The sequence below is a fragment of the Oleiphilus sp. HI0067 genome, from assembly GCF_001635735.1.
Map to the genome: position 1 here is coordinate 1 of NZ_LWFI01000110.1, position 1,085 is coordinate 1,085.

A 1,085-nucleotide genomic window follows, 5' to 3' on the forward strand; every position below is an offset into this window, starting at 1 on the left:
CGTAAGCTTCTTAATGAAATCGCGTCTTCAGCGATTGGTTGGAATGCGCCGCGTGAAGGAAGGCGTGATCGCTTTAAAGAAAAGCTTGAGGGTATCGTAGAGCAAATTATTAACGGCTTCGAGCAAGACGTGTCTATGTTCGACGGTTTATTGAGTGACTTTGAAAGCTTCGTTGATTCGGAAAGAAAACGAGGCCTGTTAGTTGAACAGCGTACTAGAGACTCTGAGCGTGGTAAAGCTGCAGCTAACGATGCGCGCCAAGCGGCGCAAGATGTTATCAACGAGGCGATTGAAGGGAAGTCAGTTCCGGATCTTGGTGTTGAACTACTACGCGATGCGTGGAGTAAAGTGTTGGTCTTTAAACTTCTGCGCGAGGGAGAGCAAAGCGAAGCTTGGAATGGGGCTAAAGCAATTGTAAATGAACTGGTTTGGTCCTTATGTCCAGATCCTTCAGAGCAAGATGCGAGAGCTAAACTTCTTAAAATGATTCCATCACTCGTTAAGCGTGTTCGTTTAGGGTTTGACGAGGTTGCTTTAGACGATACTTTGGCAAAAAGACTTCTGTCAGGTCTAGAGGATCAGCACGTATTGTCGCTTCAAGCTCTCCAGCAACAAATTGATTTGAGTGAAATTGCGCCAGTGGGGGAGGTTGACCAGCAAGAAGCTAGTGAACTCCTGCAAGATGATTTTTCAGAACAGAGTGATGAAGTAAGCGATCTAGTACGTTCAACTTTAGAGCTCGAAGATGATTTCAAACAATTACAAGAGGCATGCGAGCAGGCTAATGAGAAACGCGCGGCAATTGAAGCAGAAAACGAAAAGCTCCCCAAAAAACAGGAAAGTATCGTACTGGTTGACCAGCAAGCCGAAACTCGCGCGCCCGAGTTAGCGCCAGACAACCCTTTTGTTCAACAAGTCGAGCGCTTTGTAGTTGGATGTTGGTTTGAGTTTGGCGGTGGTGACAATAAAGAGCGCTGTAAGCTTGCTGCGATTATTAAATCAACGGGTAAGCACATTTTTGTAAATCGAGCTGGTGTGAAGGTTCACGAGAAGTACAAAGATGAGCTTGCTAAAGATTTATGTGA

The 1,085-nt window shown here is 45.6% G+C and carries 1 protein-coding gene; it reads left to right on the forward strand.

Annotation, left to right across the window (positions count from 1 at the left end):
- Positions 1-1,085 (forward strand): DUF1631 family protein (locus A3739_RS01490; protein WP_156502237.1); only part of this gene is annotated, 1,085 nt, incomplete at both ends.